This window comes from Mesorhizobium terrae (assembly GCF_008727715.1).
GTDB classification, from domain to species: Bacteria; Pseudomonadota; Alphaproteobacteria; order Rhizobiales; family Rhizobiaceae; genus Mesorhizobium; species Mesorhizobium terrae.
The window spans coordinates 2,992,252-3,019,006 of sequence record NZ_CP044218.1; the positions used below are offsets into that span (position 1 = coordinate 2,992,252).

26 protein-coding genes are annotated in these 26,755 nt (G+C 62.9%); 11 read left to right on the forward strand and 15 right to left on the reverse strand.

What is annotated here, in order from left to right; translation table 11 throughout:
• The first annotated feature begins 8 nt into the window (after positions 1 to 8).
• Entirely contained in the window at positions 9 to 725 is a 717-nt protein-coding gene (locus FZF13_RS15770; protein ID WP_024925730.1) for a helix-turn-helix domain-containing protein, read from the forward strand.
• Between the two features lie 41 nt (positions 726 to 766).
• Here FZF13_RS15770 and FZF13_RS15775 read toward each other — a convergent pair whose 3' ends face one another.
• From FZF13_RS15775 to FZF13_RS15790, 4 genes are read right to left on the reverse strand one after another with little or no spacing between them, the layout of a single operon-like run.
• Positions 767 to 1,807 carry a heme-dependent oxidative N-demethylase family protein gene (locus tag FZF13_RS15775; protein WP_024925729.1) on the reverse strand — a complete coding sequence of 347 codons (1,041 nt, stop codon included), beginning with the start codon at positions 1,805 to 1,807 and terminating at the stop codon, positions 767 to 769.
• Positions 1,808 to 1,828: 21 nt separating this feature from the next.
• A complete protein-coding gene (locus tag FZF13_RS15780; protein WP_024925728.1) occupies positions 1,829 to 2,794 on the reverse strand; it encodes a PDR/VanB family oxidoreductase in 966 nt (321 codons plus the stop codon).
• Positions 2,791 to 3,390, reverse strand: coding sequence for a dimethylamine monooxygenase subunit DmmA family protein (locus FZF13_RS15785; RefSeq protein WP_024925727.1), 600 nt, complete (start codon positions 3,388 to 3,390; stop codon positions 2,791 to 2,793). The genes FZF13_RS15780 and FZF13_RS15785 overlap by 4 nt, the downstream gene beginning before the upstream one ends.
• A gap of 13 nt (positions 3,391 to 3,403) precedes the next feature.
• Positions 3,404 to 4,537 (reverse strand): aminomethyl transferase family protein, encoded by a 1,134-nt coding sequence (locus FZF13_RS15790; RefSeq protein ID WP_024925726.1) that lies wholly within the window; start codon positions 4,535 to 4,537, stop codon positions 3,404 to 3,406.
• 291 nt (positions 4,538 to 4,828) lie between these two features.
• On the opposite strand from FZF13_RS15790, the gene FZF13_RS15795 reads away from it, so the two are divergent.
• The 9 genes from FZF13_RS15795 to FZF13_RS15835 all read left to right on the forward strand — a co-directional run bounded on the left by FZF13_RS15795 (position 4,829) and on the right by FZF13_RS15835 (position 15,377).
• Positions 4,829 to 5,725 carry a class II glutamine amidotransferase gene (locus FZF13_RS15795; RefSeq protein WP_024925725.1) on the forward strand — a complete coding sequence of 299 codons (897 nt, stop codon included), beginning with the start codon at positions 4,829 to 4,831 and terminating at the stop codon, positions 5,723 to 5,725.
• Between the two features lie 4 nt (positions 5,726 to 5,729).
• Entirely contained in the window at positions 5,730 to 6,467 is a 738-nt protein-coding gene (locus FZF13_RS15800; protein ID WP_024925724.1) for a GltB/FmdC/FwdC-like GXGXG domain-containing protein, read from the forward strand.
• A gap of 13 nt (positions 6,468 to 6,480) precedes the next feature.
• Positions 6,481 to 7,809 carry an FMN-binding glutamate synthase family protein gene (locus FZF13_RS15805; protein ID WP_024925723.1) on the forward strand — a complete coding sequence of 443 codons (1,329 nt, stop codon included), beginning with the start codon at positions 6,481 to 6,483 and terminating at the stop codon, positions 7,807 to 7,809.
• A 133-nt stretch (positions 7,810 to 7,942) separates the two neighbouring features.
• The gene (gene glnT / locus FZF13_RS15810) at positions 7,943 to 9,199 is read left to right on the forward strand and encodes a type III glutamate--ammonia ligase (protein ID WP_244431145.1); all 1,257 of its coding nucleotides are present in this window, start codon (positions 7,943 to 7,945) and stop codon (positions 9,197 to 9,199) included.
• Between the two features lie 30 nt (positions 9,200 to 9,229).
• Positions 9,230 to 10,483 carry a sarcosine oxidase subunit beta family protein gene (locus FZF13_RS15815; RefSeq protein ID WP_024925721.1) on the forward strand — a complete coding sequence of 418 codons (1,254 nt, stop codon included), beginning with the start codon at positions 9,230 to 9,232 and terminating at the stop codon, positions 10,481 to 10,483.
• 16 nt (positions 10,484 to 10,499) lie between these two features.
• Positions 10,500 to 10,799, forward strand: a complete 300-nt coding sequence (locus FZF13_RS15820; protein WP_024925720.1) for a sarcosine oxidase subunit delta — start codon at positions 10,500 to 10,502, stop codon at positions 10,797 to 10,799.
• Positions 10,799 to 13,831, forward strand: a complete 3,033-nt coding sequence (locus tag FZF13_RS15825; protein ID WP_024925719.1) for a sarcosine oxidase subunit alpha — start codon at positions 10,799 to 10,801, stop codon at positions 13,829 to 13,831. The genes FZF13_RS15820 and FZF13_RS15825 overlap by 1 nt, the downstream gene beginning before the upstream one ends.
• Positions 13,824 to 14,456 carry a sarcosine oxidase subunit gamma gene (locus tag FZF13_RS15830; protein ID WP_024925718.1) on the forward strand — a complete coding sequence of 211 codons (633 nt, stop codon included), beginning with the start codon at positions 13,824 to 13,826 and terminating at the stop codon, positions 14,454 to 14,456. Before FZF13_RS15825 ends, FZF13_RS15830 begins: the two co-directional genes overlap by 8 nt.
• 150 nt (positions 14,457 to 14,606) lie before the next feature.
• Positions 14,607 to 15,377: an isocitrate lyase/PEP mutase family protein gene (locus tag FZF13_RS15835; protein WP_024925717.1), complete on the forward strand. Its 771-nt coding sequence runs from the start codon at positions 14,607 to 14,609 to the stop codon at positions 15,375 to 15,377.
• Here the strand turns inward: FZF13_RS15835 and FZF13_RS15840 are convergent, their stop codons facing one another.
• The 5 genes from FZF13_RS15840 to FZF13_RS15860 form a co-directional block, all read right to left on the reverse strand.
• Positions 15,378 to 15,776: a group II truncated hemoglobin gene (locus tag FZF13_RS15840; RefSeq protein WP_024925716.1), complete on the reverse strand. Its 399-nt coding sequence runs from the start codon at positions 15,774 to 15,776 to the stop codon at positions 15,378 to 15,380.
• Between the two features lie 97 nt (positions 15,777 to 15,873).
• On the reverse strand, positions 15,874 to 17,553 hold the full coding sequence (locus FZF13_RS15845) for a formate--tetrahydrofolate ligase (RefSeq protein ID WP_024925715.1): 1,680 nt from the start codon (positions 17,551 to 17,553) through the stop codon (positions 15,874 to 15,876).
• A 57-nt stretch (positions 17,554 to 17,610) separates the two neighbouring features.
• A complete protein-coding gene (folD, locus tag FZF13_RS15850; RefSeq protein WP_024925714.1) occupies positions 17,611 to 18,495 on the reverse strand; it encodes a bifunctional methylenetetrahydrofolate dehydrogenase/methenyltetrahydrofolate cyclohydrolase FolD in 885 nt (294 codons plus the stop codon).
• A 31-nt stretch (positions 18,496 to 18,526) separates the two neighbouring features.
• Positions 18,527 to 18,913, reverse strand: coding sequence for a BRA0787 family protein (locus tag FZF13_RS15855; protein ID WP_024925713.1), 387 nt, complete (start codon positions 18,911 to 18,913; stop codon positions 18,527 to 18,529).
• A 263-nt stretch (positions 18,914 to 19,176) separates the two neighbouring features.
• Positions 19,177 to 21,540 (reverse strand): trimethylamine N-oxide demethylase, encoded by a 2,364-nt coding sequence (locus tag FZF13_RS15860; protein ID WP_024925712.1) that lies wholly within the window; start codon positions 21,538 to 21,540, stop codon positions 19,177 to 19,179.
• 271 nt (positions 21,541 to 21,811) lie between these two features.
• Between FZF13_RS15860 and FZF13_RS15865 the strand changes: the two genes are divergently transcribed.
• Complete coding sequence (locus FZF13_RS15865; protein ID WP_024925711.1) at positions 21,812 to 23,176, forward strand: NAD(P)-binding domain-containing protein; 1,365 nt, start codon at positions 21,812 to 21,814, stop codon at positions 23,174 to 23,176.
• A gap of 103 nt (positions 23,177 to 23,279) precedes the next feature.
• On the opposite strand, the gene FZF13_RS15870 is transcribed toward FZF13_RS15865, so the two are convergent.
• From FZF13_RS15870 to FZF13_RS15895, 6 genes are read right to left on the reverse strand one after another with little or no spacing between them, the layout of a single operon-like run.
• On the reverse strand, positions 23,280 to 23,564 hold the full coding sequence (locus tag FZF13_RS15870; protein WP_024925710.1) for a hypothetical protein: 285 nt from the start codon (positions 23,562 to 23,564) through the stop codon (positions 23,280 to 23,282).
• Positions 23,565 to 23,566: 2 nt separating this feature from the next.
• On the reverse strand, positions 23,567 to 24,280 hold the full coding sequence (locus FZF13_RS15875) for a hypothetical protein (RefSeq protein ID WP_024925709.1): 714 nt from the start codon (positions 24,278 to 24,280) through the stop codon (positions 23,567 to 23,569).
• A 54-nt stretch (positions 24,281 to 24,334) separates the two neighbouring features.
• Complete coding sequence (locus FZF13_RS15880) at positions 24,335 to 25,729, reverse strand: APC family permease (RefSeq protein WP_024925708.1); 1,395 nt, start codon at positions 25,727 to 25,729, stop codon at positions 24,335 to 24,337.
• An 11-nt stretch (positions 25,730 to 25,740) separates the two neighbouring features.
• Complete coding sequence (locus tag FZF13_RS15885; RefSeq protein ID WP_024925707.1) at positions 25,741 to 25,908, reverse strand: hypothetical protein; 168 nt, start codon at positions 25,906 to 25,908, stop codon at positions 25,741 to 25,743.
• A 9-nt stretch (positions 25,909 to 25,917) separates the two neighbouring features.
• On the reverse strand, positions 25,918 to 26,298 hold the full coding sequence (locus tag FZF13_RS15890) for a hypothetical protein (protein WP_024925706.1): 381 nt from the start codon (positions 26,296 to 26,298) through the stop codon (positions 25,918 to 25,920).
• A gap of 10 nt (positions 26,299 to 26,308) precedes the next feature.
• A complete protein-coding gene (locus tag FZF13_RS15895; protein WP_024925705.1) occupies positions 26,309 to 26,626 on the reverse strand; it encodes a hypothetical protein in 318 nt (105 codons plus the stop codon).
• Positions 26,627 to 26,755 lie beyond the last annotated feature (129 nt).

Sequence of the window (26,755 nt, forward strand, 5' to 3'; positions counted from 1 at the left end):
GGTATATAATGGACAAGTCCGTCAAGGATGGTAAGGGCGGCGGTGACGTCACCAAGGCTTCCAAGAAGGCAAAAGCTTCCGTTCAGCCCAAGTCGGCTCCGCTGCATCAGGATCCGCATGCGGTTCGCGATACGCGCGAGAAGGTTCTGGAAGTCGCCATCGGTCACGAGGTGCGGGCTTTCCGCAAAAAGCTCGGCATAACTGTCGCCGATCTTGCCGCAACCACCAATATTTCACTCGGCATGCTGTCGAAGATCGAGAACGGCATCACGTCGCCGTCGCTGACGACTTTGCAGGCGTTGTCGCGCGCACTCGGCGTGCCGTTGAGTTCCTTCTTCCGGCGTTTCGAGGAAGAGCGCAATGCCGTGTTCGTGAAGGCCGGCGAAGGCGTCGACGTCGAACGCCGCGGCACCCGCGCCGGTCATCAATACAACCTGCTCGGTTATATCAGTTCGAATACAGCGGGGGTGACGGTCGAACCCTATCTCATCACGCTGACGGAAGATTCCGATGTCTTCCCGGCCTTCCAGCATGACGGCATGGAATTCCTCTATATGCTGGAAGGTGAAGTGGTTTATCGCCACGGCAACAACCTGTTCCGGATGCTGCCGGGCGACAGCCTGTTCTTCGACGCCGATGCGCCGCACGGCCCCGACGAACTGACGAAACTTCCGATCCGCTACCTGTCGATCATTTCCTACGGACAGGGCTCCAACCAGGACTAGCGCGGGTCCGGCTCCTCGTTCTCCGCCCCGACAGGTGAAGTCTAGTCCGGGCCGAAGCCGGGCGAGGTCGGGGCGCCGTCATCATATTTCGACAGCCATTCGATGACCGTCGGCCGATAACGGGTGAGGCCCTTGTAGTCGACCAGTTGCTGCGGCAGGTCGCGCAGCACGCGGTGGAAGCGACGCGCCCATTTCGGCTGGGTTACCAGCTCGTCCATCTTGATGAGATAGCAGCGGATCGGGAAGACCAGGGCGTTGGAGCGCGGCAGGCGCCAGAAGCTCTGCAGTTCGACCCGCAGATGCACCTTGTCACCGACGTTTTCAGGGGTGACCGTCGTTCGGTCGGTGCCCCATTTGTGGTAGTTCTCCGGGCTGGTGTCGAGGCGCGGATTGATGGTCATCGTCCAGTTCAGCCGCCGCGCCGGCTTGCCTTGCTGGATGTTGGTGAGGAATTTCAGCGCACGGGTGAAGATGCCTTTTTCATGCGCCAGCGGCACCGGTGCATGCCATTCGAAGAAGTTCATGCCGATGTCGAAATCGAGCGACCAGTCGGCTTGCGTGGTGACCATGCCGGCATCCATCCAAAGATTGCCGTCGCGCTGGTCGAGAATGCAGAAATCGCCCTGGCTCTGGCGGGTGATGTATTCCATCGGCCCATAGGGCAGGGTGGAGAGGTCGCCGAAGGTGAAGGTGTCGTCGATGCCGAGCGGCCGGTTGATCCAGCGCCAGCGGTCACCCTCGCGCGTCAGCGAGAAATGCTCGGGATAACCCTTGGCCTGTTCGGTCATCAAAAGTTCGAGCAGGTCCCAGCCGGCCAGCGTCATGTGCGGCAGCGATTGGCAGCGCAACGGGTCCTCGGCCAGCACCATGGCGCGGTCCCGCATCTCGGCGACGTAGTGTTCGTCGACATCGATCAGGTTTTCAAAAACGCTGTCCTTCGGGCCCTGCACATGCGGCTCGATGTTGACCGCGTACATGTAGGCGTCTTCGTGGAAGGGGAAGGGAAACCGCCGGATGAATTCCGGGCTGTTCCTGAAAGTGAAATCGTCGCGGAACGTCTCTTGCCTGAAATTGATGCCCATAGGTTCCTCCCTGTGGTTCCGCTAGCGCTCAAGCACGAGGGACTTGCCCTCGAAGCGCGAGACGCAAGGCATGATCTTCCTGCCCGAGCAGTGTTCGGCCTCGGTCAGCCAGTGGTCGTTGTGTTTAAAAGTGCCGTCATGGGAGACGACATTGGTCTCGCACTGGCCGCAGACGCCGCCGCGGCACAGATAGGGCGGGTCGATACCGGCGGCTTCCATCGCCTCGAGCAGGCTCTGCTCTCCGCCGACGCGTATCTGCTTCCTGCTGAGCGCGAGCGTGACGTCGAAGGGCAAGCCCGGCTGCGGGGCGGCAAAGTGCTCGTAGTGCACGGTCTCGTCCGGCCAGCCATGCGCGGCCGCCGTTTCGCGGACCCAGCGGATCATGCCGGCGGGGCCGCAGACATAAAGATGGGTACCGAGCGGCTGCGCGGTCAAAAGGCGTTCGAGCGGCAGGCGCTCGTTGGCGTCGTCGTAATAGATGTTGATGCGCTTGCCATAGCGTTCGCGCAAAGTGTCGGCGTAGGTGGCGAGCGCCGGCGTGCGGCAGGTGTAATGGAGCTCGAAATTGCCGCCTTCACCGGCAAGCTGCGCGGTCTGCGCCATGAACGGCGTGATGCCGATGCCGCCGGCCAGCAGCACGTGCTTTTTCGCGCGCAGATCGAGCGAGAACAGGTTGACGGGATAGGAGATCACCATCTCCATGCCGCGCTTGACCTGGCCGTGCATGAACAGCGAGCCGCCGCGACCGGAATCGTCACGCCGCACCGAGATGGTGTAGTCGCGCGTGTTGAGCGGCGAACTCATCAGCGAATAGGGGTTCAGCCGCGATTTGTCGCCGTCGCGCATTTCCACCACGACATGGGCACCGCCGGAAAAGGTTGGCAGGTCGCCGCCATCGGTGCGCTCGAAATGGAAACGCTTGACCAGTTCGTTGACCGCGACCACGTCGGTTACGGTGACGTTCAATTTCGTGGTTCCCGCGCTCACCGGAAAATCTCCTCTTTCTGAGGGATCTCGCTCGGATCCTCGGCATTGATGCAGACGCCCTGGAAGGCGGCGAGGCGGCGCGAATAGTGATCGCGCACCAGAAGCAGGAGGCCGCAATGCGCGCAGGTAACCGGCTGCGTGGTGACGTTCTCGGTGATGCCCTTGCAGTGCACGCATTGCACACGGCGCGCCCAGGAGCCGCGATGCTCGGTCTGGATCGAGGAATGGTCGATGCCGGTTTCCAGCGCCGCCTGCATGGCCTGGCCGATCAGGCCTTCGGTGCCGGCAAGATAGAGCCGCAGCCCCATATGCGCATTGGCGAGCGTCTGCTTGAGCCGAGGCAGTGCAGCGGCGATGGACGGCCCCTCGTAGAATTGGGCGGCGTTCAACGCGCGAAGCGCGGGCTGGAACTGCTGCCCGGTCCTGCCCGGAACGTAGATGATGTGGGCACTGGCGAAGAAACCTTCGGGGGCCTTCTTCGCCAGATCGAGGATCGCGGACGCGCCTTCGGCGTCCGCGACGAGGAGATGGTTCTTGCCGGTCTGGGGCGACAGGGTTCCATAGACCGGGCGACTTAGGATCGTCTTTGCCGGCATCCCGTCCAACGTATCAGCCTTTCGCCGTGCGCTTCAGCTTTTTCGGATCGTCGAATGGCAAGGCCTGGGCGGTCGCCTTCACCGATCCGGACGCGTTGCGGATTTCGAGCTCGGTGCCGACCACGGCGCAGTCAACGTCGAGCCGGGCAATGCCCATCGATTTCTTCACCAGCGGCGAATACATGGCGCAGGTGACGACGCCGACCTTCTTGCCGTTGCGATAGATCGGAGCGCCTTCATCCGCCGGCTTGGTGCCGTCGAGCAGGACGCCGAAAATCTTGAAGCGCTCCTTGCCCTTCAGGCGATAGTGCTCCTCGGCGCCGCGGAAGCCGGTCTTGCCCGGGCTGACGGTGAAATCGAGGCCGAGCTCCCACAGCGTGTCGCCGGGGCCTTCGTTCTCGAAGGGGTATTTCTGCGAATTGTCGTAGGGGTAAAAGAGCAGGTAGCTCTCGACGCGCAGCATGTCGAGCGTGGTGAAGCGGCAGGGAATGATGCCGTCCGCCTTGCCTTCGGCGAGGATGCGGTCCCAGATCGTCCCAGCATCCTGACCACGGCAGAAAATCTCGTAGCCGCGCTCGCCGGTGTAGCCGGTGCGCGAAATCATCACCGGCAGGCCGAACAACTGGGTCTGCATGTGGTGGAAGTAGTTGAGGTCGCGAATGCCGGGCACATGCTTGGCCAGATAGTCGACGGCGGTCGGGCCTTGCAGCGACAGGTCGTGAAGATTGTCGTCGAAGCGAACCGAAACATCGCGTCCGATGGAGGCTCGGGTCAGTTCCTCGTGGCCGGTTCCCGAACCGTGCACGACCATCCAGGAATTGGTGCTGATGCGGTAGATGACGCAGTCGTCGGTGAATTTTCCGGCCTCGTTGAGCATGCAGGCATAGACGGACTTGCCCGGATAGATCTTCTCGACGTCGCGCGTCGTGCAAAGATCGATGAGATGCGAGGCGTGCGGGCCGGTGATGTGGACCTTCTTCAGGCCGGACACATCCATAAGGCCGGCTTTGGTGCGGATGGCGGTGTATTCTTCATCCGCATCCTTGTCGTAGGACCAGGCCGTGCCCATGCCGCTCCAGTCTTCGAGCTTGGAGCCCAAGGCCCTGTGACGGTCGGCCAATGTCGAGAAACGCCAGGAAGCTGTCATTTTGGGTCCTTCTCCTCAAGGGTACCATCGAAACGCAGCCGTTCTTTTTCTTATCGGCTTGCGCTTTCGTAGGAAGCATATTGACTCGAAATTCGCCGGCAGGGCAATATCTTTGTGCAAGAAATATTACTGCCAGGCAACTTTTTTATACCCCGGCCGTGGAAGCGCCGGTCGTGCCGTGCATCCAGTATGAGAGTTTTCTGTAGGGAAAAAAACATTCACAGCAGTTGAATTGGCAAATCAAAGCTGCTAGCGTTTCGTCATCAGACTGCTGCCATTGGAGGTGATGTCGTGTGCGGAATCGTGGGACTGTTCCTCAAGGACAAGACATTGGAGCCGCAGCTCGGCGCCATGCTGTCCGAAATGCTGGTGATGTTGACCGACCGTGGCCCGGACAGCGCCGGCATCGCGGTGTATGGCGCGGCGACCAAGGGCAAGGCCAAGATCACAATCCAGTCGCCGGCTCCCGAAGCTGATTTCGCGGGTCTCGAGGCGGACCTTGGCAAGAAGATCGGCATCAAGGTGAAGCTCCTGGTGAAGTCGACCCATGCGGTGATCGACGTACCGGTCGCCAAGGTCGAAGCGGCGCGCGAAGCGATCGCCGAACTTCGTCCGGGCGTGCGCATCATGGGCGCCGGCGAAGCGATCGAGATCTACAAGGAAGTCGGCCTGCCGGTTGACGTGGTGAAGCGCTTCGATGTCGCCAAGATGACCGGCTCCCATGGTATCGGCCATACGCGCATGGCGACCGAATCCGCCGTCACCACGCTCGGCGCGCATCCCTTCTCGACCGGCCCCGACGAGTGCCTGGTGCACAATGGCTCGCTGTCGAACCATAACAATCTGCGCCGCGAACTGATCCGCGAGGGCATGAAGTTCGAAACCGAGAACGACACCGAAGTGGCGGCCGCCTACCTGTCGTCGAAGATCGCGCACGGTCAGAACCTCGGTCAGGCGCTGGAAAGCAGCGTCAACGATCTCGACGGCTTTTTCACCTTCGTCGTCGGCACCAAGAACGGCTTCGGCGTGGTGCGCGATCCGATCGCCTGCAAGCCGGCGGTGCTGGCCGAGACCGATCGCTACGTCGCCTTCGGCTCCGAATATCGCGCGCTGACCAAGCTGCCCGGCATCGAGGATGCCAAGGTCTGGGAGCCCGAGCCGTCAACCGTCTATTTCTGGGAGCACTGAGCCGATGTCCGTGACAAACCTCGCCAAGGCGCCTCAGCGCGAAGTCAATTATGCGCCGCGTGTCTTCGATCTCGATGCGACGCCGCTGCGCGAGCTCAACCTCGCTCTGCACCAGGTGACCGACGCGGCCGACGAGCCGAGTTGGGAAGTGGTCAATCCGAAGGGCAATCATGCGGTGGCCGCCGGCGTCGACCAACCGATCAATGTCGAGGTGCGCGGTAGCGTCGGCTATTATTGCGGCGGCATGAACGACAAGGCCAGCATCACCGTTCATGGTTCGGCAGGGCCGGGCGTTGGTGAAAACATGATGTCGGGCCAGATCATCGTGAAAGGCGACGCCAGCCAGTATGCCGGCGCGACCGGCCGTGGCGGCCTGCTGGTCATCGAAGGCAATGCCTCGTCGCGTTGCGGCATTTCGATGAAAGGCATCGACATCGTCGTGCACGGCAATGTCGGCCACATGTCGGCCTTCATGGCGCAGTCCGGCAATCTCGTCGTGCTCGGCGATGCCGGCGATGCGCTGGGAGATTCCATCTACGAGGCGCGGCTGTTCGTGCGCGGCAAGGTGAAGAGCCTGGGCGCCGATTGCATCAAGAAGGAAATGCGCGCCGAGCACATCGCCAAGCTCAAGGAGCTGCTCGACCGTGCCGGCATCGCCGACGTCAAGCCGGAAGAATTCACACGCTACGGATCGGCGCGCACGCTCTACAATTTCAATATCGACAACGCCGACGCGTACTGAGGGGACCGCATAAATGACCTATCACAATCCTCCGACGACGCCCCGCAGGTCGGCCACGTTCGACGAATACACGATGTCGGAAATCCGCCGCGCGGCGGCGACGGGCATCTACGACATCCGTGGTTCCGGCGCCAAGCGCAAGCTGCCGCATTTCGACGACCTCTTGTTTCTCGGCGCCTCGATCTCGCGTTATCCGCTTGAGGGCTACCGCGAACGCTGCGACACCAGTGTCGTCCTCGGCGCACGCCATGCCAGGAAGCCGATCGAGCTGAAAATCCCGATTACTATCGCCGGCATGAGCTTCGGTTCGCTGTCCGGTCCGGCCAAGGAAGCGCTCGGGCGCGGCGCCACCATCGCCGGCACCTCGACGACCACCGGCGACGGCGGCATGACCGAGGAGGAGCGCGGTCATTCCAAGACGCTGGTCTATCAATACCTGCCATCGCGCTACGGCATGAACCCGCGCGACCTGCGCCGGGCCGACGCCATCGAGATCGTGGTTGGCCAGGGAGCCAAGCCCGGCGGCGGCGGCATGTTGCTCGGCCAGAAGATTTCAGACCGCGTCGCCGAAATGCGCACGCTGCCCAAGGGCATCGACCAGCGCTCGGCCTGCCGTCATCCCGATTGGACCGGCCCGGACGATCTCGAGATCAAGATCCTTGAAATCCGCGAAATCACCGACTGGGAGAAGCCGATCTATGTGAAGGTCGGCGGCGCGCGGCCTTATTATGACACCGCGCTGGCGGTGAAGGCGGGCGCCGATGTCGTCGTTCTCGACGGCATGCAGGGCGGCACGGCGGCGACGCAGGAAGTGTTCATCGAACATGTCGGCCAGCCGACGCTTGCCTGCATTCGTCCGGCGGTGAAGGCGCTGCAGGATCTCGGCATGCATCGCAAGGTCCAGCTCATCGTTTCCGGCGGCATTCGCAATGGCGCCGATGTCGCCAAGGCGCTGGCGCTGGGTGCCGACGCGGTTTCGATCGGCACGGCCGCACTTGTTGCGCTGGGCGACAACGATCCTCGCTGGGAGGACGAATACCAGAAGCTCGGCACCACCGCCGGTGCCTATGACGACTGGCACGAAGGCAAGGACCCGGCCGGCATCACCACGCAGGATCCGGAACTGATGAAGCGGGTCGACCCGATCGCGGCCGGCCGGCGTTTGGCGAATTACCTGAAAGTGATGACGCTGGAGGCACAGACGATCGCGCGAGCCTGCGGCAAAAATCACGTTCACAATCTCGAGCCGGAGGATCTCTGCGCGCTCACCATTGAATCCGCTGCCATGGCCGGCGTGCCGCTTGCCGGCACCGGCTGGATACCGGGAAAGGGCAGCTTCTAGGCAACTTCTTCGATCAATCAAAACAACAAGAAGAACAACCCAGGGGAAAACAATGGGAACCAATTTCGAGGCCAGCACGGCAGTTACCGCAGAGCTGAAGGATTTCGCTCGGGCGCACAACGTCAAATATTTCATGATCTCCTACACCGACCTGTTCGGCGGCCAGCGCGCAAAGCTGGTGCCGGCACAGGCGATTTCGGACATGCAGAAGGACGGAGCCGGCTTTGCCGGCTTTGCCACATGGCTGGACCTGACGCCGGCGCATCCGGACATGCTGGCGGTGCCGGATCCGTCCTCGGTGATCCAACTGCCGTGGAAGCCGGAAGTCGCCTGGCTGGCGTCCGACTGCCTGATGGAAGGCAAGAGCGTCGCCCAGGCGCCGCGCAACACGCTGAAGCGACTGGTCTCGGAAGCCGCCGAATTCGGCATCCGCGTCAAGACCGGTGTTGAACCCGAGTTCTTCCTGACGACGCCGGACGGCAAGCAGATTTCGGACGAATACGATACCGCCGCCAAGTCCTGCTACGATCAGCAGGCGGTGATGCGCCGCTATGATGTCATCGCCGAAATCTGCGATGCCATGCTGTCGCTCGGCTGGGAGCCCTACCAGAACGACCACGAGGATGCGAACGGTCAGTTCGAGATGAACTGGGCCTTCGACGATGTGTTGGCGACAGCCGACAAGCACTCCTTCTTCAAGTTCATGGTGAAATCGATCGCCGAAAAGCACGGCCTGCGTGCGACCTTCATGCCGAAGCCCTTCCAGGGGCTCACCGGCAACGGCTGTCATGCGCATATCTCGGTCTGGGACCTCGGCGGCAAGACCAATGCCTTCGCCGACAAGAGCATGGAACTCGGTCTCTCCGAACAGGGCCGCTTTTTCCTCGGCGGCATCATGAAACATGCCTCCGCACTTGCCGCCATCTGCAACCCGACGGTCAATTCCTACAAGCGCATCAACGCGCCGCGCACCGTCTCCGGTGCCACCTGGGCTCCCAACACCGTGACCTGGACCGGCAACAACCGCACCCACATGGTGCGCGTGCCTGGCCCTGGCCGCTTCGAGCTTCGGCTGCCGGATGGCGCGGCCAATCCGTATCTGATGCAGGCGGTGATCATCGCCGCCGGCCTCGACGGCATGCGGAGCAAGGCCGATCCCGGCCCACGCAGCGACATCGACATGTACAAGGACGGCCACACCGTCACCCATGGCGCCAAGCTGCCGCTCAACCTGCTCGATGCGCTGCGCGAATACGACAAGGACGCATCGCTGAAGGCGGCGATGGGCGAGGAGTTCTCCGCTGCGTTCCTGCGCCTCAAGCAGCAGGAGTGGAATTCCTACGCTTCGCACTTCACTCAATGGGAGCGCGACCATACGCTCGACGTGTAGTCGTACCAACAGAAGCCAGAACAGACTGAAATGCGGTACTCGATCTTCTCGCTCGCCAAGGCGGCGCTTTCAGGCCACAAGGGCTGGACGCGCGCCTGGCGCGATCCCCAGCCGAAAAAACACTATGACGTGGTGATCATCGGCGGCGGCGGTCATGGACTGGCCACCGCCTATTACCTCGCCAGGGAATACGGCATCCGCAATGTCGCGGTGCTTGAAAAGGGCTGGATCGGCTCCGGCAATGCCGGCCGCAACACCACCATCATCCGCTCCAACTACATGCTGCCTGGCAATACCGGCTTCTACGAACTGTCGATGAAGTTGTGGGAGAGGCAGGAGCAGGACCTCAACTACAACACCATGGTGAGCCAGCGCGGCATCATCAACCTCTACCATTCGGATGCGCAGCGCGACGCCTTTGCCCGACGCGGCAACGTCATGCGCATCAATGGCATCGATGCCGAGCTGCTCGACGCGGAACAGATCCGAAAAGTGCTGCCGTTCCTGAACTATAACAATGCCCGTTTCCCGGTGATGGGTGGGTTGTGGCAACCACGTGCCGGCACGGCCCGCCATGATGCTGTCGTGTGGGGTTATGCGCGCGCCGCCGATTCCTTCGGTGTCGACATCATCCAGAATTGCGAAGTGACCGGTTTCACGCGCGACCAGAACGGAAAAATCACCGGCGTCGAAACTTCGCGCGGCACGATCGGCGCCGGCAAGGTCGGCATGGCGGTGGCGGGCAGCACCTCGCGCGTCGCGGCGATGGCGGGCATGCGCCTGCCGATCGAAAGCCATGTGCTGCAGGCCTTCGTATCGGAAGCGATCAAGCCGCTCATCCCCGGCGTCATCACCTTCGGCGCCGGCCATTTCTATGTCAGCCAGTCCGACAAGGGCGGGCTTGTCTTCGGTGGCGATCTCGACGGCTACAATTCCTATGCCCAGCGCGGCAACATGCCTGTCATGGAGGACGTCTGCGAAGGCGGCATGGCTTTGATGCCGATGATCGGCCGCGTACGGCTCTTGCGCCAATGGGGCGGCATCATGGACATGTCGATGGACGGCACGCCGATCATCGACAGGACACCCATCGACGGGCTCTACCTCAACGCCGGCTGGTGTTATGGCGGCTTCAAGGCGACGCCCGCCTCCGGGCTGGTCTTTGCCCATCTGCTTGCCCGCGACGAGCCGCATGAGGAGGCGAAGCGCTTCCGGCTCGACCGGTTCCGGCGTGGCGCGATGATCGACGAGAAGGGCCAGGGCGCCCAACCCAATCTGCATTGAAAGCGAGTAAGGCGTCATGCGCATTGCATGCCCATTCTGCGGCGAACGCGAACTCGGCGAGTTCACCTATCTTGGCGACGCGGCACCGAAGCGGCCGTCGGCTTTCGCCGCCGACGGGGGCGAACAGCCTGACGCGCAGGATTTGTTCTTCGACTATGTCTATCTGCGCGACAACGTTGCCGGCGACATGACCGAGCACTGGTACCACGGTGGCGGTTGCCGCTCGTGGCTGACCGTCACCCGCAGCACGACGACCCATGACATCACGGCCGTGCGCGCCGCAATTGGCGCGGGCGCCGGGACAGGAGGCCGCTGATGGCTGACGCCGTGCAAACCGATCGGCTGCAACGGGTCGACGCTTCCGGCCAGACGGGCTCGGTTGCGAGCGCCACGCAGTCGCACCGCCTCGCCGCCGGCGGGCTGGTTGACCGCGCCAAGCCGCTCTCCTTCAGTTTCGACGGCAAGATCATGGCCGGCTTTGCCGGCGATACGCTGGCTTCCGCGCTGGTTGCGAATGGCGTCAAGCTGGTCGCGCGTTCGTTCAAATATCACCGGCCGCGCGGCATCCTCACCGCCGGCGCCGAAGAGCCGAACGCGCTGGTGGAACTGCGTAGCGGCGCCCGTCGCGAAGCCAATACGCGTGCCACGACGACCGAGCTCTATGACGGGCTTATTGCCGAAAGCCAGAACCGCTGGCCGTCGCTGCGCCATGATGTCATGGCCGTGAATTCGCTGTTGTCGCCGATCTTCGTCGCCGGTTTCTACTACAAGACCTTCATGTGGCCGGCGAAGTTCTGGGAAAAGCTCTACGAGCCTGCCATCCGCCGCGCAGCCGGTCTCGGCAAGGCTTCCATAGAGGCCGATCCCGACCACTATGAAAAGGCCTGGGCGCATTGCGACGTGCTGGTGGTGGGCAGCGGCCCGGCCGGGCTTGCCGCGGCACTGGCCGCCGGGCGCACGGGGGCGCGCGTCATCCTGGCCGAAGAGGACAATCGTCTTGGCGGTCGCCTGCTTTCGGACGGCGGCGAGATCGACGGCAAGCCGGCATCGGACTGGCTGGCCGGCGCGCTGCGCGAGATCGAGAGCCTCGCCAATGTCCGCATTATGGCCCGCACGGCTGTGTTCGGCGTCTATGACGGCGGCACTTATGGTGCGCTGGAGCGTGTCAACGATCATGTCGCGACACCGCCGGCATATCAGCCACGCCAGCGGCTATGGCGCATCGTTGCCAAGCGGGCCGTGGTCGCCGCCGGCGCGATCGAGCGGCCGATCGTTTTCCCCGGCAACGACAGGCCGGGCGTGATGATGGCGTCCGCCGTGCGCAGCTACATCAATCGTTTTGCGGCGATGCCGGGCCGCCGGGTCGCGCTGTTCACCAACAATGACGACGGCTGGCGTACTGCGGAGGCCGTACGGCGCGCCGGTGGCATCGTCACGGCGGTGATCGACAGCCGCGGCGATGGTTCCAAGGCACAGCGGGAGCCCGATACCAGGCTGCTCGCCGGCGTGGTGAGCGAGGTCCATGGCGGTGTCGATGGCGTGCGCAGCATCGTGGTGCGCGATACGAACGGACGCACGCAGCAGATCGAGGCTGACTGCCTGGCGATGTCGGGCGGGTGGAACCCGAATGTCGCATTGTCCTCGTTCCATCGCGGCAGACCGGTATGGCGCGACGATATCGCCGCTTTCGTACCCGGCCAATGTCCGCCCGGCATGGTCATGGTGGGCGCCGCCAATGGCGATTTCTCGCTGGCCGCCTGCCTGCGTGCCGGACATGAGGCAGGGACGACCGCAGCCGAGGCATACGGCGCCAAGGGCAAAACCGGCGCGACCCCGGCCGGCGGCGACGAAGGCTACGCGATTGCGCCGCTCTGGCATGTCGAAGGCGGCAAGGCCTTCGTCGACTTCCAGCACGACGTGACCGCATCGGACATCAAGCTTGCCCAGCGCGAAGGTTTTGAAAGCGTCGAGCACCTGAAGCGCTACACCACGCTTGGCATGGCGACCGACCAGGGCAAGCTTTCCAACGTCAACGGCCTTGCTCTGATGGCCGAGGCGACCGGGCGCAATATCGCCGACACCGGTACCACCATCTATCGTCCGCCCTATGCACCGGTGGCGATCGGCGCGCTGGCCGGCCATCATCGCGACGAGAATTTCCACGCCTGGCGGCTGACGCCGTCGCATCACTGGGCGGCGGAACGCGGCGCGGTGTTCGTCGACACCGGACTTTGGAAACGCGCGCAGTGGTATCCGATCGCCGGCGAGAAGGACTGGCTGGAATCGGTGACGCGCGAGGTCAAGGCGGTGCGCAACGGCGTCGGCTTCTGCGATGTCTCGACGCTTGGCAAGGTCGACGTGCATGGCCCCGACGCGGGTAAATTCCTCGACCGCGTCTACATCAACACCTTCTCCAATCTTGCTGTCGGCAAGGCCCGCTACGGGCTGATGCTGCGCGAGGACGGGCTGGTCTATGACGATGGCACCACGTCGCGGCTGGCCGAGGATCACTATTTCCTCACCACCACCACGGCCAAGGCCGGACTGGTGATGCAACATCTGGAATTCTGCCGGCAGGTGCTGTGGCCTGAACTCGACGTGCAGCTCACCTCGGTGACCGACCAGTGGGCGCAGTTCTCGATTGCCGGGCCGAACACGCGCGATCTCTTGAAGAAGCTGTGCGACCCTTCGGAAGACCTTTCCAACGAAGGGTTCCCGTTCATGGGCGTGCGAGAGGTGTCGCTGCGCGGCGGCATGCGGGCCAGGCTCTACCGCATCTCCTTCTCCGGCGAGATGGCCTTCGAGATCGGCGTGCCGGCGCGTTACGGCGAGGCCATGGCGCGGAACCTGATGTTGGCAGGCGCCGAATTCGGCGTCACCCCTTACGGCACCGAGGCGCTCGGCGTCATGCGCATCGAGAAGGGCCATGTCGCCGGGCCGGAACTCAGCGGCACGACGACGGCGGACGATCTCGGCCTCGGCAAGATGGCGTCAAAGAAGAAGGACTATATCGGCCGTGCCATGGCCGGGCGCGAGGCGTTGATTGCATCCGACCGGCAGGTGGTGGTCGGCATCAAGCCGGTCGACAAGGCGAACAGGCTGCGCTCCGGCGCACATGTCGTCCCCAAGGGTGCGGTTCCCGGCCCCGATACCGACCAGGGCTATCTCACCTCGGTCTGCTATTCGCCGATGTCGGGTCACTGGATCGCGCTGGCGCTGGTCGAGCGCGGCCGCGAGCGTCTTGGCGAGATCATGCGGGCCTATGATCCGCTGAGAGGCGAGGACATGGAAGTCGAGATCACCAGTCCGGTCTTCTACGATCCTGAAGGAGGGCGTCAACGTGGCTGAGTTTTCCTGGCAAGCACAGTCGCCGTTGCGCAAGGCTTTGTCGCCGGGCCGGTTGGGTCTGGCCGCAGGCCAGGCCGGTGTGGCGATGACCGAGATCAGCGACTTCAGTCTGGTGCAGGTGATGGCAAGGCGCGGTCGTGCCGCCGACTTGGCCAAGGCCGCCAAGAAGGAATGGGGGGTGGCGGCGCCCGATCGTCCGGCCGCGATTGCCGGCAAGGGCGCGACACTGATCTGGTCCGGTCCAGACCAGTTCCTCGTTGTGCGTATCGGCAACGGACTGCAGAATGCGGTCTTGCCGCTTGCGGCTGTCTTTGGCGATGCGGCATCGCTGAGCGATCAATCGGGCGGGCGCTGCCTGATCCAGATCTCGGGCAACAAGGCGCGCGATGCGCTGGTCAAAGTGTCGTCGATCGACCTGCATGAGACGGTCTTCCCGGTTGGAGCTGCCGCGGCGACCTCGATCGACCATACCGGCGTCAATCTCTGGCGCGGACCCGATGCGCCGGGCGGTAGTCCGATCTACAATCTGCTCGTCTTCACCAGCTTCGCCGACAGCCTCTGGCATACGCTGGCCGATGCGGCCGCCGAATATGGCATCGAAGCCTCGCGTACGCCCTTGGCCTGAACGCTCGCCTTCATATCGGACGGGCACGGGTGACCCGCCGGGATCCTGTCCGGTCGGTTGGACGCGTCGCCACGCCGATCTGTGCCATGGCGTGACGGCCGGGTGCGCGATAGGTTCGCCCGGTCTGTTATCCCGGCATAAGGCAATTCCATGAGCGATCAGATCGAACGCGCGCGCGCTTTCCACGCCCTTCATGTCAAGGGCGACCCGGTGGTGCTTTTCAACGTCTGGGACCCCGGCAGCGCCCAGGCGGTCGTCAAGGCTGGCGCGAAAGCGCTGGCGACCGGCAGCTGGCCAGTGGCTGCGGCCTTCGGCTTCGCCGATGGCGAGAAGATTCCGCTGGCGCTGGCGTTGGATAATTTCCGCCGCATCACCGCCTCGGTGGAATTGCCGGCGACGATGGATCTGGAAGGCGGCTACGGTCCGGCTCCGGCGACGGTTGCGAGTACGGTGAGGCAAGCGATCGAGGCCGGAGCGGTCGGCTTCAATTTCGAGGATCAGATCGTGGGCGGCGGCGGTCTTTATGAGATCGCTACCCAGGTCGAGCGCGTCAGGGCGGCGGCCGATGCGGTCAAGGCGAGCGGTGTCCCGGCCTTCATCAATGCTCGCACCGACATTTTCCTGAAAGCAAAGCCGGAAGAACACAGCGAGGCGCTGGTCGAGCAGGCAATCGCCCGCGCGGCTGCCTATGAGAAGGCTGGTGCGCATGGCTTCTTCGCACCGGGACTGGGCGATCCGGCGCTGATCGAGAAATTGTGCAAGGCCGTTGCACTGCCGGTCAACATCATCGCGCTGGCGCATGTGCCGCCGCGCCAGAAGCTGGCGGAGCTCGGCGTCGCCCGCGTCAGCCACGGCCCGGTGCCCTATCGCAAGATGGTGGTCTGGCTGGAAGAGCAGGCGCGGGCCGCGATTTCCGGGTAGCTAGTCCTGATTGCGGGCGATTTCGGCTGCCCGCGTCAAATGCTGCATCAGCAGGCTGGCGGTCGGGTCGGTGATGCCGGCCACCGCCACGGCTTTAATCATGCATTTCAGCCACAGGTCACGCATCTCCGGACCGATCGGAACATGGTCGTGAATCGCGCGCAGCCGCGAATGGCCGTGCCTTTGCACATAGTGCTGGGGACCGCCGAGAAAGCCTGAAAGATAATCGAACTGTTCGATGCGGGAATGCGCGATGCCGTGGCCTCGGCGATGCAAAAGGTGCAACTCCTGCGCTTCCGGGGCCTGCTCGATGATGTCGTAGAAAGCCCGCACGAGCCGGCTCAAGCCATCATCCTTGCCGACGGCTTCGTAGAGCGAGACTTTTCCGGGGGGCGTCATCTGTTTTGCGGCGGGTTGAACAGGGCAGTCGGGAGTAGGCAGTCGGCAGTCGGGTGAACTGATGTTCCGACTGCCGACTGCCGATTGCCCTTTGCGCCTAGAACAGTCCCTCGATCTGGCCCTGGTCGTTGAGGAAGATCTTCTCCGACGATGGCTTGGAGGGCAGGCCGGGCATGGTCATGACCTCGCCGCAGATGATGACGACGAAGCCGGCGCCGGCGGCAAGCCGCACCTCGCGCACCGGCACGGTGTGGCCGGTCGGCGCGCCGCGCAGGTTCGGGTCGGTCGAGAAGGAATATTGCGTCTTGGCCATGCACACCGGCAGGTGGCCGTAGCCGGCCTGTTCCCACTGGTGCAGCTGGTCGCGGATCGACTTGTCGGCGATCGCCTCGTCGCCGCGATAGATGCGCTTGACGATGGTGTTGACCTTCTCGAACAGCGGCATGTCGTCGGGATAGAGCGGCGAGAACTGCGAGGCACCGCTTTCGGCGAGGCTGACCACCTTGTGGGCCAGCTCCTCGATGCCGGCCGAGCCCTTGGCCCAATGCTGGCACAGGATCGCCTCCTCGCCCATCTTGGCGACATAGTCCTTCATCGCCTGGATCTCGGCATCGGTGTCGGAATGGAAGTGGTTGATGGCGACGACCGCCGGCACGCCGAACTGGCGCACGTTCTCGATGTGGCGGCCGAGATTGGCGCAGCCCTTCTTCACTGCCTCGACGTTCTCGGCACCGAGGTCTTCCTTCTTCACCCCGCCATTCATCTTCATGGCGCGCACGGTGGCGACGATGACGGCGGCAGCCGGCTTCAAGCCCGCCTTGCGGCATTTGATGTCGAAGAACTTTTCGGCGCCGAGATCAGCACCGAAACCGGCCTCGGTGACGACATAATCGGCAAGCTTGAGCGCCGTGGTGGTGGCGACCACCGAATTGCAGCCATGGGCGATGTTGGCGAACGGGCCGCCATGGACGAAGGCCGGATTGTTCTCCAGCGTCTGCACCAGGTTCGGCTGGATGGCATCCTTCAGCAGTACCGCCATGGCGCCGTCGGCCTTCAGGTCACGGGCATAGACCGGGGTCTTGTCGCGGCGATAGGCGACGATGATGTCGCCGAGGCGCTTTTCGAGATCCTTCAAGTCGGTGGAAAGGCACAGGATCGCCATGACTTCGGAGGCGACGGTGATGTCGAAGCCGGCCTCGCGCGGGAAACCGTTGGCGACACCGCCGAGCGAGACGATGATCTGGCGCAGCGCGCGGTCGTTCATGTCCATGACACGGCGCCAGGCGACGCGGCGGATGTCGATGCCGAGCTCGTTGCCCCAGTAGATGTGGTTGTCGATCAGCGCCGACAGAAGGTTGTGGGCGGTGGTGATGGCGTGGAAGTCGCCGGTGAAGTGCAGGTTCATGTCTTCCATCGGCACGACCTGGGCATAACCGCCGCCGGCGGCGCCGCCCTTGACGCCGAAGTTCGGACCGAGCGAGGCCTCGCGGATGCACACCACCGCCTTCTTGCCGATGCGGTTCAGGCCATCGCCGAGCCCCACCGTCGTCGTCGTCTTGCCTTCGCCGGCCGGTGTCGGGTTGATGGCGGTGACCAGGATCAGCTTGCCGTCCTTGTTGCCTTTGACCGACTTGATGAACTCGGCCGACACCTTCGCCTTGTCGTGGCCATAGGGCAGCAAATGCTCAGACGGTATGCCGATCTTGGCACCGATCGCCTGGATCGCCTGCTTCTTCGCGCCGCGCGCTATCTCGATGTCGCTCTTAAATTCGGCCATGGGGTTCTCCTCCCTTGTCTCGTTCGTTCCAGGTTTGTCTCTTGAACTGGCTTCGCTTCAGCTTTGTTGCCCGGTGGCGCGCGTGGCGGATGCCAGCGTGTTCGACATCAGAAGCGCGATCGTCATCGGGCCGACGCCCCCGGGGACAGGTGTGATCGCGCCGGCGGCGGGCAACGCCTCGTCATAGGCGACGTCGCCGACCAGCCGTGCCTTGCCGTTGTCGCCAGGAGGCAGCCGGTTGATGCCGACATCGATGACGACGGCGCCGGGCTTGACCCAGTCGCCTTTGATCATCTCCGGTCGGCCGACGGCGGCGACGAGGATGTCGGCGGTGCGGCAGAGCTCGGGCAGGTTTTTCGTCCTCGAATGGGCGACGGTGACGGTGGCGTTGGCGGCCAGCAACAGATTGGCCATCGGCTTGCCGACGATGTTGGAACGGCCAACGACGACCGCGTTGAGGCCGGACAGATCGGGCCCCAGCGTGCGCTCGATGAGCAACATGGAGCCCGCGGGCGTGCAGGGCACGAAGGCGGTGTCGAGTTCGCCGGCGCCGAGCTTGCCGACATTGACGAAGTGGAAGCCGTCGACATCCTTGTCCGGCGAGATGGTCTGGATGATGCGGCCGGCATCGATCTGCTTCGGCAACGGCAATTGCACGAGGATGCCGTGGATGGCGTTGTCGGCATTGAGGCGTTCGATCAGCCCGACGAGCTCGTCCTCGGACGTGTCCCCGGGCAAGGTGTGCTGGATGGAATGGAAACCGCATTCCTTCGCCTTCTTGCCCTTGGACGAAACATAGACCTGACTGGCGGGATCCTCGCCGACGATGACAACCGCGATGCCGGGCTGGGTGCCGGTCCGTGCCACCAATTGCTCGGTGGCATCCCTGATCTCGGCTACCAGCGCCTCGGCGACGGCCTTGCCGTCGATGATCTTGTTCATGAGACGGTCCTTGCTGTCGGAGTGATCCCGCTCAATGCGACGAAAGCCGGGAAGGGGAGGTTCGCGTACAGGCGGTGTCGAGACCGGCGGGCGAAGGGACAGGTCCGAACGCCTTGCGGCAATGGGACAACATCAGCCGGGCGCCGCGTGCATAGATGTCGCCGCTGTCGACGAGGTTGCTCTCATGCGCCGCGGCCAGCAGGGCATTGATGGATTCGCGGATGCGAAACGGTATCAGGTCAGTGCATTCCAGCATGGCGCCGAAGACGGCGGTTACCGGAACCGCGCAGCCTTCGACGAAAACGGAAGGCTCGTTCGACCCACTCTCGGTTTCGAGTGCGTCGAGGGCATCGTGAAAGGCCTGATGAAGGGTGATCGGGGCATGGCCCTGGTGAAGATCATGCAAAACTTTCGACACGGCTGCCTCATCGTCTCGAGTGAGCTTTCGCGACGCGTCGACGGCACAGTCTCGCCTTTGCATCTTGGGAAAGATATTTGCACACAAGGAAATATCAGGCAAGGCGTGAATCGCGCGAAATTGTCAGCCTTTCGTCCACATTCGCGCGCTCAAAGCGGTGCCGGTGGCGATGTGGCCAATTCTGTCGCTGCCGGTGCGAAGAGGCGCCAGAAGAAAAAGGGGCGGATCGCTCAGGGAGACAAGCGACCCGCCCGTAAGACGGCTCAAGAACGCGGCCTGGTTTTCTGCGGGTCGTAGTGAGCAAAGGGAACGACACGGGCAGGGAGGCGCTTTTGATGACCGTCGAGCTTGCCGACCTCGACTTCAGTACCAACCTCGGCATGGGTGACGTCGAGCCTTGCCAGCGCAATGTTCTTGCCAAGGATCGGCGAGCGCATGGATGAGGTGACCACGCCGATCTGGGCGCGGCCGATATGGACGCAGTCGCCATGGCCGACATCGACATTGCCGTCGATTTCCAGGCCGACGAGCTTGTGGGTCGGATTATCCTTGCGTCTGATCAGTGCCTCGCGGCCGATGAAGTCGTCGGTCTTGGACTTGAGCGGCACGGTGAAACCGATGCCGGCCTCGAACGGGTCGGTCTGGTCGGAAAACTCGTAGCCGGCGAAGATCAGGCCCGCCTCGATGCGCACCATGTCGAGGCCCGCCATGCCCATCGGCACAAGACCGTGCGGCTTGCCTGCCTCCCAGACCGCGTCGAAGACCTTTTCAGCGTCGCGCGGATGGCACCAGATTTCATAACCGAGCTCGCCGGTATAACCCGTGCGCGAGACGACGATCGGCACGCCTTGCGCATCGCCGATGCGGCCGATGGTGAAACGGAACCAGTCGACCTCGGCGAGCGCCGGCTGGTGCGGCGGTGTCCAGATAATCTCCTTCAGGATATCGCGGCTTTTCGGGCCCTGGACGGCGATGTTGTGCATCTGGTCGGTCGAGGACCGTACCAGCACCTTCAGGCCAAGCTCCTCGGCTTTCTCGCGCAGCCACTGGCCTGAGTACTCATCGCCGCCGATCCAGCGGAAATTATCCTTGCCGAGCCTCAGCAAGGTGCCGTCGTCGATCATGCCGCCGTGCTCGTAACACATGGCCGTGTAGACGACCTGGCCGATGCCGAGTTTCTTGACGTCACGGGTAAGCGTGTATTGCAGCAGCGCTTCGGCATCCGGGCCGGTGACTTCGAATTTGCGCAGAGCCGAAAGGTCCATCACCACCGCCTTTTCGCGGCAGGCCCAATATTCCTGCAGCGGCCCTTCCTTGGCGAAGGCGTTGGCGAGCCAATAGCCCTTATATTCGATGAAGTTGCGGGTGTGTTTGGCGAAGCTGGAATGGAAGGCGGTTTCGCGGGTCATCTTTGGCTCTGCGTCCGGGGTCATTCTTCTGGCGATCGCACGGGAGAATTTGTGCTGTCCGGAATAGGTCCGGACGTGGATGTCGGTGAGGTTCCAGCCATTGGCCGGCGTGGTGTCGTCCGGGCAGGCCGACGACACGCAGACGATGTCGGTGAGAGCCCGCAGCAGCACATAGTCGCCGGGCCGCGACCACGGCTCGTCCGAGAACATGACGCCATGCGCATCGATGCCGGTGTTGAAGAAGAAGTTGACCGCCATCCAGCCGCCGCGAGCGGTGACACCGTGCGGGGTCAGCGCGCCATTGAAGTTCTCCGAGCAGTTGATGTGGCCCGGATAGCCGATGTCGTCGTAGTATTTGGCATAGCAGGCAAGCGCGAAGGCGTCGTGGCGACCGCAGGTGTCCTGCACGACCTCGACCAGCGGCTCGAAATCCTGGTCGTAATATTTCGAATGCAGGCCAGGCATCGGATAGGCGTGGCCCATCAAGGACCGGGTGGCGGTGACGTCGAGCGCAAGGTCGCGGCCCTTGTCCAGCTTGCGCGCCGAAAAGCACTGGAAGTCGGTGCATTGGCGGCCGTCTACATCGATGATCTGGATGTAGTCGCCCGCCTTGACGAAATAGGATTCCGCAGTGCGCGACTTCACCCTGAGATCGAGCACCGGGTCGGCGAGGGGATCGGGCAGGTCCGATTTACCCCTGGCGCGAAGTGCCGCGCGGCGCACCATCACCACCAGCGGCGTCGCGGTGTCGTGGCCGTCCACCGCCATCGGGCCTCCGGGCGCCGCCACGACAAGCGAGCCGGAGCGCGTTGCCGTGAAGTTCTCCTCGGTTCCGGCTGGCGTGGTGCCGGAGAAGATGCGCAAGGCGTCGGCCTTGGCCAGTTGCAGCTTCCGGCGTTCCAGCCCTACGCGCAGGGCGCGCAGGCTGTCGTCGCCACCAAGCAGCAGCGCCTTGAGGCCGGCGGCGTTGCTGTTCGTCTTGGCTCCAATGATACCAGGGTCGCTGCGGCCCGATTGGTCGAAAGCTAGCAACTCGCTGGCCTGGCCACCTTCGGAATTGCGGACGGTGATCCTGTCGCCGGCTTCGATGTCGATGACGATGGCGCCACCACCGGGCACATGATAGCGCTCGGTGCCCGGCAATAGCAGGCCCGGTCGCAGAATGAGGCTCGGCCGAGGGGGGCCGGCGACCACGGTGGGATAGGCTGTCTGCTGCATGACCACCTCACACGAATTTGCCCGTGTGTAAAATAATTTCAATGTAGAGAATACTCAATTCACCCTGCCGCGCAAGCGTTCGTTTCGGCATTGCAGGCGGGGCGGCGGATTCAGATCCTCGTTCTTTCGTCCAGTTTCGGGCACCGAAGCCAGGTTCCGCAAGGCTTGATGACAGTTTGGACGCAAAGCTTATTGACAGCGGCAAAATGCCGTTATTATCATCACAGTGAAATTTTTTTCGCTATGGAAATCAACTGGGAGGTATTTCCGTATGAAAGCGCGCGTCGCCGTGATTGGAGCTGGCCCGTCGGGCCTCGCACAGCTGAGGGCATTTCAATCCGCCGCGGAGAAAGGCGCCGACATTCCCGAAATTGTCTGCTTCGAGAAGCAAGCCAATTGGGGCGGCCTGTGGAACTACACCTGGCGCACCGGTCTCGACCAGTATGGCGAACCGGTCCATGGTTCGATGTACCGCTACCTCTGGTCGAACGGTCCCAAGGAGGGCCTGGAGTTCGCCGACTATTCCTTCGAGGAGCATTTCGGCAAGCAGATTGCCTCCTATCCGCCGCGCGCCGTGCTCTTCGACTATATCGAGGGCCGGGTGAAGAAGGCCGGCGTTCGCAAATGGATCCGCTTCGAGACGGTCGTGCGCATGGTCACCTGGAACGAACAGACCAGGAAGTTCACCGTCACCGTGCAGGATCTGCCGAAAGATCATTGCTACTCCGAGGAATTCGACAACGTCATCGTCGCCTCGGGCCATTTCTCGACCCCGAACGTGCCTGAATTCCCCGGCTTCGACCGCTTCAACGGCCGCATCCTTCATGCCCACGACTTCCGCGACGCCCGCGAATTCACCGGCAAGGACATCCTGATCGTCGGCACCAGCTATTCGGCCGAGGATATCGGCTCGCAGTGCTGGAAATACGGCGCCAAGTCGGTCACCAACTGCTACCGCACCGCGCCGATGGGCTTCAACTGGCCAGACAACTGGGAGGAGAAGCCGCTGCTGGAAAAGGTCGACATCAATACGGTCACCTTCAAGGACGGGTCGACGAAACGCGTCGACGCGATCATCCTGTGCACCGGCTACAAGCACCACTTCCCGTTCCTGCCCGACGATCTGCGCCTGAGGACCGCCAACCGGCTGGCGACCGCCGATCTCTACAAGGGGGTCGCTTATGTCCACAATCCGGCGCTGTTTTATCTCGGCATGCAGGACCAGTGGTTCACCTTCAACATGTTCGACGCGCAGGCCTGGTGGACACGTGACGTGATCCTCGGCCGCATCGAGTTGCCGTCCGGCAAGCAGGAGATGATCGCCGACGTCGCGGACCGGGTAGTGCGCGAGGATGCCGGCAAGGATGCTCACGACGCGATCGAATATCAGGGCGACTACGTCAAGGAACTGATCGCCGAAACCGACTATCCGAGCTTCGATGTGGACGGCGCCAACGAGGCCTTCTTCGAGTGGAAGGAACACAAGAAGAAGGGCATCATGGAGTTCCGCAACCATTCCTACCGTTCGGTCATCACCGGCACGATGGCGCCGGCGCATCACACGCCGTGGAAGGATGCTCTCGACGATTCACTCGAATCGTATCTGCGCACCGCTTCGTCCGTTGCTGCTGAGTGAAGGCAGTCGGTCGAAACCCGAACCCGCTTGGATAAGCACCCCAGATTGGAAAAAGCCTGTCGCGCAGCGCGGCGGGCTTTTTTGATGGATAATTTGGTCGGCTCTATCGACTGCCGGATGCCCCGGCTATCCGATTGGCTGTCGTATATTTCATGCGCGCCCGGCGGTAGGCATCCGGGATCGACAGCGCCCAGACGAACAGCCCGCCGGCATGACGACCGATGAAGGATTGGTCTGGTGTCGTCGTCACGTAGGTGAGCACGGAAAAGAACAGCACGAAGAAGGCGAAGACCAATCCGCGCGGTGCTTCGCGGATGGCGACGTGGCCGGCGCCCGGCAAGACGATTGCCAGCGCCAGGACGAGATAAGGGTTGATCGTTTTTTTCATTCTCATGCCTCGATGGGCGCCAACGCACTGGCTTGCATGGTTCCGGTGCGGTCACCTGCCAGCGTCTCCGACAGCAATTGGGCTTCCGCAATGGCCGTGCGGATCAGATCGGCCGGTACCTGCTCGATCGGGAAACGGACCTGCCGCAGCACGAGATGCGCGCCACGATCACCCTCGGCGACCTGGCGGATCAGGCGCACGCCGCGCGGCGTGATGACGGCTTCCTTGACCGTGGGGTTGCGGAACAGGGCCTGGAAGATCGACGAAGCCTGTTTGATCTCGGTGGGCGTGGCGGTCCCGTCGCCGCGCAGCAGAATGGAAGCCTCGGTCTGGGGCGGTGCCAGCCATTCGGGCAAATCATGCACCATGGAATAGAATTCGGCGCCGGTCGGTCGCGACAGCGCGCCGATCGATGGCCGGGCGACAGGCTCGTGTTCGGCCAGCGTCAGCTTCAGCCAGAGTTGCGGCAGCCGCCGGCAGACCAGTGTGTCGGCAATCAATTCGATGCGGATCCGTCGCCCGTCGGAAAGGCTGCCGTCGAGGATCGGAAAACCGTCAGGGGCGGCGCGAAGCCGGCTGTTGTCGAAGAGGCCAGCCGCGGCATCGAGAAGGCGGCTGCGCTGCCGGTTGAGTCTCAGGCGGTCGCGTTGCGCGACCGCCATGAACACGGCGATAGCGGCTATTGCCAGCAGGACAAGGGCGAGGTTGTCCATCATGTTCTAATCCGACGCCGCGCGGCAAGGTTGAGCTGATCGCGCGGCGTCATGGGTTCAATACCCGCTCGGCCGCGGCCACGGCATGGTGAACTGATCACCGCGCCTGACGAAGCGATAGCGCCAGAAATGGAACCACAGCGAAGCGATGATGTAGAAGCACATCATGGCGATGAGCTGCGTGCCGTAACCGAGGAAGACCGCGACATAGGCGGTGGCGCAAAGCACCAGCAGAAGCAGCGCCGGTATTGGGTGGAACGGGTGCACATAGCCACGCTTGATGGTGTCCAGCGGCCACTTCTTGCGGAACATCACCATATTGAAGGTCATGAAGGTGTAGCCCAGCAGGCCGGACAGGATCGAGAACGTCACCACCTGATCGAGCGGGGCGCCGAGCGCGAAGATGAGCGCGATCGGGACCAGGAAGACGATCGACCGGTACGGCGTGCGGTAGGTGGGGTGCACGGCGCCGAACCAGCTTGGCAGATAGCGGTCGCGTCCCATCGAGAACCAGGCGCGGGACGCATCGTTGATGCAGCCATTGGCCGAGGCCAGCGTGGCGAAGGTTGTGCCCACGAAAAGGAGCAGCATCAGCCCGGTCGAGCCGGTGACGCGCGCCGCATCGAACAGCGGCGTGCCGGACTGGCCGAGATATTCCCACGGGATCAAGCCAGAACAGACATACCAGGTCAGGGTCGCCGCGATCAGCAGCGTCATGATGCCGGCCATTGTGCCGTAGGGCAGCGAGCGCGCCGGCGAACGCACTTCCTCGGCCGCCTGGCAGGTGCCCTCGATGCCGAGATAATACCAGAGGCCGAAATGCAGGGCCGCGACGATGCCGACCCAGCCATAGGGCAGGGGATCGCTGGTGATCGCCGAGAAATCCAGCGGGACGGCCGAGGCGCCGAACTGCACCGAAAGGAACAGCACGATGATCGACACGAAGGCGATCGCGGTGATGACGAGGTTGAATGTCAGCGTTGCCAGCACGCCGCGATAATTCAGCCATGCCAGGAACATCACGGCGAGGATGATGAAGGGCTTCTGGTTGAGGCCGGAATGACCCTGCATGCCGGCCACGGTGTCGAGCAGGAAGCCGACGGTGATGGCGTTGGCGGCTTCCAGCATGGTGTAGGCCATGACCAGGAAAAGACCGACATTGAAGGCCATCAACGGCCCGACGATATGCTTGGCCTGGGCGTACTGGCCACCGGCGGCCGCGACCGTCGAGGTTACTTCGGAATCGATCATCGCCACGCAGGTATAAAGCAGGCCGGCCACCCAGCAGGCGACAAGGCCGGCGATCATGCCGCCTTTGCCGACCGAGAAGTTCCAGCCCATATATTCGCCGACCAGAACGATGCCGACGCCCAGGGCCCAGACATGGGCCGGACCCAGCACGCGCAGCAGTTGGAGCCGCTCCGGCGCGGCGGTTGAAGTCACGTTTGCCATCGCCGTTTCCCTCAGATCGTGTGACGTTCGGCCGTGGCCTCGATCTCGCCTTCGCGCGAAGAGGTCAGCAGATCGTTGTCATAGGTGGTATCGACCCTGATCAGGTCGATGAGCATCAAGGCGCCGAACAGTGCGGACAGCGCCCAGGCGGCGTATTCGAGAATGTTCCAGGTATCCATCGCGCGCTCCTATCGTTTCGGGCCGAAGCGTTCTTCGATGACTTCGCGGTATTCCCTGTCCGACAACCGCACGACCATCACGAAATAGCCGATGACGAGAACGGCCATGACGGCCAGCGCCACCCAGCTGAAGGAATAGTCGAAGCGGGCGGTGACGATGTCGCTGGCGGCTGCAGGGTCGGTAATGCCGAGCGCCGCCCATTGCTGTTGTTCGGTGGCGTTCTGGCCAAGCGCCTCCCAGGTCGGGTTGGCGATCGGCTGCGGCGTCTTCGCAGCACCCGCAAGGCCCAGATAGAGCGGGATATAGAGTGCGCCGACGGTGAGCAGGAGAAGGATGAAGACGTCGAAAACCTGTCCAGTCAGGCTCTGTTTCGGAGGTTTGTAAGCCATCGTTTTCTCCTCAGCCGCGTCGCTTGCGCATCTCGTCGAGATGCTTCAGGTCGAGCCCGTAGATGAAATGCTTGTCGTCGCCATAGTGGCGCAGCATGGCGATGATGGCCGCGGTGTTCAGAGCAAGAACAAGGGCTGCGGCTATCGCCAGGATCGCCCGGATCCCCGGCACGGTGATGTATGGCCAGACGGTAAACAGCGTGAACAGCATCGCGATCCACGTTGCCGCCACAAAGGCGACCGCACCCATGCGGTCGCGGCCATGCATCTTGTCTATACGTTCGTCAAAGGTGGTTGAACCAGCATGCTGGCTTGATGTCGCATCCATCTTCCCCTCCATGAGGCTGCGCGACTGCGGGGCATTGTTGTTGATTTTGCAGAAAACTATTTGCCCAAGGGGAATATTGAGAAACTGCGACAAACTGTCAAGGAAAAGCGCATGTTGCGACGCACCACT

Bases quoted from the DNA above. Each gene is read 5' to 3' on its own strand.
- FZF13_RS15770 (WP_024925730.1), top strand. From the start codon at position 9: ATGGACAAGTCCGTCAAGGATGGTAAGGGCGGCGGTGACGTCACCAAG.
- FZF13_RS15775 (WP_024925729.1), bottom strand. From the start codon at position 1,807: ATGGGCATCAATTTCAGGCAAGAGACGTTCCGCGACGATTTCACTTTC.
- FZF13_RS15785 (WP_024925727.1), bottom strand. From the start codon at position 3,390: ATGCCGGCAAAGACGATCCTAAGTCGCCCGGTCTATGGAACCCTGTCG.
- FZF13_RS15790 (WP_024925726.1), bottom strand. From the start codon at position 4,537: ATGACAGCTTCCTGGCGTTTCTCGACATTGGCCGACCGTCACAGGGCC.
- FZF13_RS15800 (WP_024925724.1), top strand. From the start codon at position 5,730: ATGTCCGTGACAAACCTCGCCAAGGCGCCTCAGCGCGAAGTCAATTAT.
- FZF13_RS15805 (WP_024925723.1), top strand. From the start codon at position 6,481: ATGACCTATCACAATCCTCCGACGACGCCCCGCAGGTCGGCCACGTTC.
- glnT (WP_244431145.1), top strand. From the start codon at position 7,943: ATGATCTCCTACACCGACCTGTTCGGCGGCCAGCGCGCAAAGCTGGTG.
- FZF13_RS15815 (WP_024925721.1), top strand. From the start codon at position 9,230: ATGCGGTACTCGATCTTCTCGCTCGCCAAGGCGGCGCTTTCAGGCCAC.
- FZF13_RS15820 (WP_024925720.1), top strand. From the start codon at position 10,500: ATGCGCATTGCATGCCCATTCTGCGGCGAACGCGAACTCGGCGAGTTC.
- FZF13_RS15825 (WP_024925719.1), top strand. From the start codon at position 10,799: ATGGCTGACGCCGTGCAAACCGATCGGCTGCAACGGGTCGACGCTTCC.
- FZF13_RS15835 (WP_024925717.1), top strand. From the start codon at position 14,607: ATGAGCGATCAGATCGAACGCGCGCGCGCTTTCCACGCCCTTCATGTC.
- FZF13_RS15840 (WP_024925716.1), bottom strand. From the start codon at position 15,776: ATGACGCCCCCCGGAAAAGTCTCGCTCTACGAAGCCGTCGGCAAGGAT.
- FZF13_RS15845 (WP_024925715.1), bottom strand. From the start codon at position 17,553: ATGGCCGAATTTAAGAGCGACATCGAGATAGCGCGCGGCGCGAAGAAG.
- folD (WP_024925714.1), bottom strand. From the start codon at position 18,495: ATGAACAAGATCATCGACGGCAAGGCCGTCGCCGAGGCGCTGGTAGCC.
- FZF13_RS15860 (WP_024925712.1), bottom strand. From the start codon at position 21,540: ATGCAGCAGACAGCCTATCCCACCGTGGTCGCCGGCCCCCCTCGGCCG.
- FZF13_RS15865 (WP_024925711.1), top strand. From the start codon at position 21,812: ATGAAAGCGCGCGTCGCCGTGATTGGAGCTGGCCCGTCGGGCCTCGCA.
- FZF13_RS15870 (WP_024925710.1), bottom strand. From the start codon at position 23,564: ATGAAAAAAACGATCAACCCTTATCTCGTCCTGGCGCTGGCAATCGTC.
- FZF13_RS15875 (WP_024925709.1), bottom strand. From the start codon at position 24,280: ATGATGGACAACCTCGCCCTTGTCCTGCTGGCAATAGCCGCTATCGCC.
- FZF13_RS15880 (WP_024925708.1), bottom strand. From the start codon at position 25,729: ATGGCAAACGTGACTTCAACCGCCGCGCCGGAGCGGCTCCAACTGCTG.
- FZF13_RS15885 (WP_024925707.1), bottom strand. From the start codon at position 25,908: ATGGATACCTGGAACATTCTCGAATACGCCGCCTGGGCGCTGTCCGCA.
- FZF13_RS15890 (WP_024925706.1), bottom strand. From the start codon at position 26,298: ATGGCTTACAAACCTCCGAAACAGAGCCTGACTGGACAGGTTTTCGAC.
- FZF13_RS15895 (WP_024925705.1), bottom strand. From the start codon at position 26,626: ATGGATGCGACATCAAGCCAGCATGCTGGTTCAACCACCTTTGACGAA.